Raw genomic sequence first — 6,690 nt, 5'->3', positions numbered from 1 at the left:
AGGCGGCAACGGCGAGCCCCGGGGCGAAGGCTTCGAACTGCGTACCGACCACTACGGCGCCCTGCGGGCCGCCAAGGGCCTGCTGATCAGCACCGATCCCCGGGAAAACGCCAAGAGCACGCACCTGGACTCCCGGGAACTGACCACCCAGATGCAGGGGGCCCTGGAAATGAGCCAGGCCCTTACCGAAGTGGCCGAAGGACACACGGCCGAAGCCCTGGCCGTCAATGCCGAGACCCGGAAGCTGCTGGAAGCAGCGCGCCGGACCTACAGCCAGTCGGGCGGCACCGGCGTCCAGGCTCAGGTGCCCGGCTATGCCGAACCGATCCTGGCTCTGTCGAGCCCGGCGGGCCTGGTCTGCAGCACCCCGAAGACGGGGCAGCTGGTGGCCGGGGAACACCTGCACCTGAGCAGCCAGCAGGACACCAACCTGGCCATCGGGCGGAAGTTCGCCATGGCGGTGAAGAAGGCCTGGAGCGTGTTCGTGGATGAACTGGAGATCAAGCTCTTCGCCGGCAAGGGCAAGGTGCTGATCCAGGCCCACGACAACAACATCGAAGCCACGGCCAAGCGGGACTTCAAGATCGCCTCGGTGGCCGGGAACATCGAAATCTCCACCCCCAACGCCCTGACCCTCACCGGCGGCGGCTGCCAGATCCGCCTGGCCGCCGGTACCATCGACATCAAGGCCCCGGGACCCGTGAATATCCACGGCAGCATCAAGAATTTCACCGGGCCGGCCGGCGGCAATTTCAGCGGGGCCCTGCCCCAGATGCCCATGCAGCCTGGCGACATGGTGCTGCAGCATCACTACGAGAACGGGGAACCGATCCGGGGGGCCAGTTTCAAGGCCATCCTGGCGGACGGCTCGATCCGCACCGGGGTCCTGGATGGAGCCGGCAAGGCGCTGCTGGCCGGGGTGCCCAGGGGTGCGGCGCAGATTTTCTACGGGGCTGACCCGATGCCGTTCAAGGGGCGGGAGGACTGGCTGCACGTCAAGGATGAAGGCATACAGAGCCAGCTGGAGGCGTTTGATCCGGGCCTGGGCCCGCCCCAGGAAGATGCTGCCGCGCCGGCCCCCCAGGGCGCTCTGGCCGAGGCGGCTGGCACCTTGGCGGCCGCTGGCCCCGCCGGTGCGCAGCCCTTTGCCACCGGCCTGGGAGAGGACGTGGACAAGCTGGTGGCCAAGTCCCCCGGCCTGCAACGGGACCTGGAGAAGCTGGACAAGGAAAACTGGGCCATCGAATACGGCCCGGCCCTGGGCGGCTCCACGGCGAGCCGGGCCAAGAAGCTGATCACCATAGACGGTGCTCAAAAGGGAAATCCGGAGGCCGTGCTCCAGTCCCTGGCCCACGAGGTCGGGCATGCCACCCACCCCTACCAGCCGGATTTTTCCTCCAAGGCCAAGTTCCTGGAGGGGACCCTGGCGGATGAAGGGGCGGCCACCCTGAAGAACATCCAGGTCCAGCGGGAGATCATCGCCAACGGCGGCCCCGATATCGGTATCGCCGGGAACAGCGCCAACCACGCCGCCTACAATGGGGCGTACGACCAGTACCTGAAGGATGGCGACGCCGCCGCGGCACGGCAGACGATAGGGGCCCGCTTCGGAACCGGTGAGCGTACCTCCAACACCCAGCAACCTTATGCCGACTATTACGGCGGCTGGTATGACAAGAACTTCCCCGCCCGGAACTAGGGTCCGCCGGCAGCTGCTCTCGGGCATCGCGCTGGGGGCCTTGCTGGGCGTGATCCAAGCACAGGAACGACAGATGAAGACGACGGCAATGACATGGTGGCAGCTGCTGGAGGCCCTGGTGGGCCAAATTCCCTTCACCCAGGCCGGGGTGGAAGCCCTGCTCGGCATCCCGCTGGTGGAGACCCGCCGCAGCCGCCACGGGCTGCGCCTGCAAGGGGGCGGCGTGGTACTGGACCAGGGGCTGCAGCTTGTCGGCGTGGATCTGCGCCTGAGCTTTGCCCCCGGGGACCCGGGGTTCATGGTGCTGCAGCTGGGCGCAGGCTGCGTCTCCCTGGAAGCTGTGCGGCAGCGCTACGGGGCGCTGCAGATCACCGAGCTTCCCGGGAGCGATGCGCCTGATGCCGAAACCATGCATACCGCCTTCCTGCCCTGGGGAAAGCTCTCCTTCGGCATGGCCGGGAGCGGCGGGGATTGTCTCGCCTCCATAGTCCTGGAACCGCAGAAATAGGCTGCCAGGGCACTGGCGGCCCGTAATGCCCTGAGCCGGCTCAGGCCGACTGCCTGCCGTAGCGAACCCGAAACCCTCCTGACCTGACTTTTCCTCCCCATGGCGCCCCCCAATACCTCGTCTTCCGAGCTGATCCTCCAGACCCAGCACATCGTCCGCCCGGCCCAGGGCATGGATACCAGCCAATCGGCGCAGCTGGCCGGGGTGGTGGAGCGGGATGCCTTCGTGTATCTCTCCACCTGGATCAACAGCATCATCAAGGTCAGGGTTTCCCCCGATACCCTGCGCACTACCGTGGGGGTCATTCCCGGGCTGTCCACCGCCATGGGGGCCTACGACCTGGTCTGCGACATCGTGGACCTGGGCAGCTACGACGAGGCCAGCAAGGAATGGGGCTACAAGCTGATTGGCAACTGGGTCAGCACCACCATCGACGTGGTGGGCCTGATCCCGGTGGCCGGCGGGGTGGTGAAGGGGTTCAAGCCCGCCATGCGCATGATGATGGACCCCAAGTTTGCCATTCATCACCTGCGCGACCATCTGGCGGCGATTGGCCAGGGCGAAGCCCTGGTCTGGCTGGAAAAGATGGTGGCCGAGGAACTGCCCAAGTACCCGGGGCTGGTCAACGGCAAGTTCAACACGGTGGTCGGAGGGCTCCAGGGCAACCTGCACCAGTTTGCCCAGCAGCCGGGGGTGAAGCTGGTCAATGCGGCCTTCGGTGTGTTCGGCCCAAGCCCGGTGGAACGGGTGGATGGCCTGCTGGGCGACATCAAGCAGAAGGGGCCGGAATTCGTCCATGACGCGATTTTCGGCTGCGGCAAGTTCCCTGGCTTCATCCCCCTGGGCAAGAAAATGCTCACCAAGGGTCGCAGCCAGGGCAGTGTTCCGGGCAATCTGCCTCCCCGTCCGGCCCCCAAGAGCGAAAGCGAGACCCGGCAGACTCCCCGGAATGCCACCACCAATGCCGAGAACAAGGCGCCGCGGCCCCAGACGGAACATATCGCTGGCCGGCATCCGGCCGCTACGGGACCCCAGAGCGCCGTGGCCCCCCAGGATTGTGGCTGCCAGGGTACGGCCACGCCGGCAAAGAGCAGCAAGACCAAGAAACCCGTGGTCATTGCCACTGGGGAAGAGGTCCTGTACCAGGAGGATTTCAGCGTCCCGGGCCTGTTTCCGGTGGAGTTCATCCGGGGCTACCGCTCCTCCCATCAGCCCTACGATGACGGCATCCTGGGCGCCCGCTGGACGACCGCCTACACCACGGCCATCAGTGAAACGGCCACAGGGCTGGTGTACCACGACTTCATGGGGCGTAACGTGGTCCTGCCTCCGCTCCAGGTGGGCGAAAGCCATGATGCCGCCTTTGAATCCTTCATCCTGCGCCGGGATAGTGCCAGCACCCTGACCCTGGTCTACCGCAATGGCGACACGGATCACTTCCGGGCTCAGGACGGCGTCCGGCGCTATGTCCTGGTACGCAAGGCCCGGCGCAACGGTCCCTACCTGCACATTCTGCCGCCAGCCGAAATCCGCGCCCAGCTGGGGGCCCATCCGGCCCTGGCGCATCTGGACCCCGCCGCCCTGCTGGTGATCACCGATGGCCACAGCCTGTGGCTGGAATGCCTGCCCGCCGACGAAAGCTGCCTGGCCAGCCACAGTCCCGCCCTGAGCCAGAGCCGGAGCGAACTGGATGCCCTGCACCGGGCCAATCAGCAGGCCGGTCTGGCCTACCTGGCAGGTGCCGGCGCAGCGAGCGCCCCCGGCCATTGGCGCCAGGCCCTGGCGCGCAGGATAGGGCGTATCGAGCAACTGCTGCCGGACGCCAGCCGTCATACCCATGTCCGTTACACCTATGCCCCGGCCCTGGATCCCCAGGGCTGCCTGCGTCCCGGCATCCTGGAACTGGTCAGCCAGCAAAATGTGCTGGGACATGCCCGCCACTACGCCTACACCCAGGTGGCACCCGGGGACCGTTACCCGGGCGCCTGCCACCTGCTGTTGCGTTACACGGACTACAGCGCCGATGGCAGCGGCTTTGGCCAGAACCTGGAATGGGAGGGGCATGCCGCCTGGGCCCCCTATGGCACCGGGCCGGAACATCCCTTTAGCACCCGCTGCGTGCGCACCGTTGCGGATGACGGGAGCGACGACACGCGGCTGATCCACCGGCCGTCCATGTACGAGACAGAAGTCATCGACGCGGTAGGCACGGCACGGGTGTACCAGTACAACGGGCAGCACCTGATCTGCGGGCTGGAAACCCGGTATCCGGACGGATCATCGAGCTTTGCGCAACGGATCTGGAACTTCACCGGGCAGCCGGTCAAGGACATCGACCCGGAAGGGCGGACCAGCTACTACAGCTATGACGACCGCGGCAACCTGCTGACGCTGACCGATCCCGGGGGCGCCACGACCCGTTACGCCTACGACGCGGACAACAACCCCATCAGCATCACCGAGCCGGGCGGTCAGGTCTGGCTGAACCGTTACGACAGCCAGGGTAACCTGCTGGCCCAGACCGATCCCCTGGGCCACACCACGGCCTACGCCTATGACGAAGCCGGGCAACTGGTGGGCATCACCGATGCAAAGGGAGGCCGCAAGCAGCTGCGCTACAACCCGGCGGGCCAACTGGTATCCCACACCGACTGTTCGGGCAAGACCACCCGCTACAGCTACAACGCCCTGGGCCACCTGATCGCCAGTACCGATGCCGCCGGCCACGTCACCCGCTACGAAACCGACAAGCTGGGCCGGGTGAGCGCAGTCCAGCAAGCCGACGGCAGCCGGGAACAATACGACTACGATGCCGCCGACCGGCTCACCCAGCGCACCGACCCCCTGGGCCATGTCAGCCGCTATGCCTACAACGGCGAAGGCCAGCTGATCCGGCAGACCGATCCCCTGGGGCACAGCCTGGGCTACCGCTACGACGCGGCGATGCGCCTGATCGCCCTGGTGAACCAGAACGGCGAACAAAGCGAATTTCTATACGACGCCCAGGACAACCTGGTGCGGGAGACGGGCTTTGACGGCAAGGCGCACGACTATACCTACGATCTGTCCGGGCAGCTGATCCAGGCGCGGGAAGGGAAGACTCAGCTGGACTACGAACGGGACAGCCAGGGCCGGCTGCTCCGGAAGACCGCCCGACGCCCCCATTCCCCGCACGTGGTGAGCAGCAGCTACCGCTACGACAGCCAGGGGCGGATGATCGGCGCAGAAAACGACCAGGTCCGGCTGAGCTGGCAATACGACGCCAGCGGCCGGCTGCAGGAAGAAACCCAGCACCTGAAGCTGCGCCAGGGCGGTGTGACCCACGAAAGAGTGTTCATCCTGAAACACGAGCTGGACGCCCTGGGCAACCGGATCGCGACCACGCTGCCCAACGGCCGGCGGCTGGATACCCAGCGCTACGGCTCGGGGCACTGGCTGGGGAGCCTGTGGAACGGGCAATCCATCGTCGACGTGGAGCGCGATGAACTGCACCGGGAAACAGAGCGGCAGATGGGGCGGCAGGAGCGGGGCCGGCTGCAGCGCAAGATGGGCTACGACCCTCTGTCGAGGCTGAGCCAGCAGTGGCTGGGCGGGCCAGGCGGGGAAACCCTGTCCCAGAGGCGGCAGGGCTACGACGCAGCAGGGAACCTGATCAAGATAGAAGACCGGCACCGGGGCCGGATCGACTACCGCTACGACGCGCTGGGACAACTGACCGGAGCGCGGCAAAAAGGGCTGGAAGAACGATTTGCCTTCGACCCGGCAGGCAACCTGACGGACGGCAGCCCCCAGGGTAGGCCCCGGATGGCCAACAGAAAAGGGCAGGACCACGGGCACTGGTCGGAAGGACTGGAACAGCTGGAAGCACAGCCGGAGGAAGCGCGGCTACCGAAACTGGCGCCGGTCACGCAAAACCTGCTCAAACACTACCTGCAAGAAAGCTACGAACACGACGGAGAAGGGAACACGATCCGGAAAGTACACCGGGGCGGCAAGGGAGAACAACCCTACACCCTGAACCTGCACTACGACGCGGAAAACCGGTTGGTAAAAGCGGTGCGGCCGGGGCGGGAAGGCAGCGTGGAAGCGGAATACAGCTACGACCCACTGGGCAGGAGGATAGCGAAACGGGTAAGGGAATACGCGCCGGTACGGGGCACGGGGACCCATGGTCCGGCAGCGGAACTGGCCTGCCAGGCAGAACGCCTGACCCTGTTCGTCTGGGATGGAGACAGGCTGGTCCAGGAAATCCAGGCGAACCAGACCGTGAGCTACCTGTACGAACCGGAAAGCTTCATCCCGCTGGCCCAGGTGATCTCGGACACACCGGACACGGTGTATGGACCGGAAGCGGTAAGGGCGCGGCAACTCCGGGAAGCGGAGCGGGAAGCGAGCCAGACGGAGGTCGCAGCCAAGCTGGCCTGGCTGGAAGTGGCGGACAGAAAAGCCTGGACCCTGGCCCGCTCAGGGGAGGAAGAAAGGA

3 protein-coding genes are annotated in these 6,690 nt (G+C 66.1%); all 3 read left to right on the top strand.

Annotated features, from left to right (window positions below):
* Positions 1-1,699 (top strand): DUF2345 domain-containing protein (locus tag G474_RS0117550; protein ID WP_026688100.1); only part of this gene is annotated, 1,699 nt, incomplete at its 5' end.
* An 88-nt stretch (positions 1,700-1,787) separates the two neighbouring features.
* Positions 1,788-2,207, top strand: a complete 420-nt coding sequence (locus G474_RS0117545; RefSeq protein ID WP_084513839.1) for a hypothetical protein — start codon at positions 1,788-1,790, stop codon at positions 2,205-2,207.
* A 99-nt stretch (positions 2,208-2,306) separates the two neighbouring features.
* Positions 2,307-6,690, top strand: a 4,384-nt coding sequence (locus tag G474_RS0117540) for a DUF6531 domain-containing protein (RefSeq protein WP_026688098.1), incomplete at its 3' end; no start/stop codon positions are given.

It is taken from the genome of Azovibrio restrictus DSM 23866, assembly GCF_000429665.1.
Lineage (GTDB): Bacteria > Pseudomonadota > Gammaproteobacteria > Burkholderiales > Rhodocyclaceae > Azovibrio > Azovibrio restrictus.
This window is presented reverse-complemented; position numbering and strand designations above follow the sequence as displayed.

Excerpts from the sequence above, each read along its gene's own strand:
- G474_RS0117545 (WP_084513839.1), top strand. The coding sequence starts at position 1,788 with ATGACATGGTGGCAGCTGCTGGAGGCCCTGGTGGGCCAAATTCCCTTC.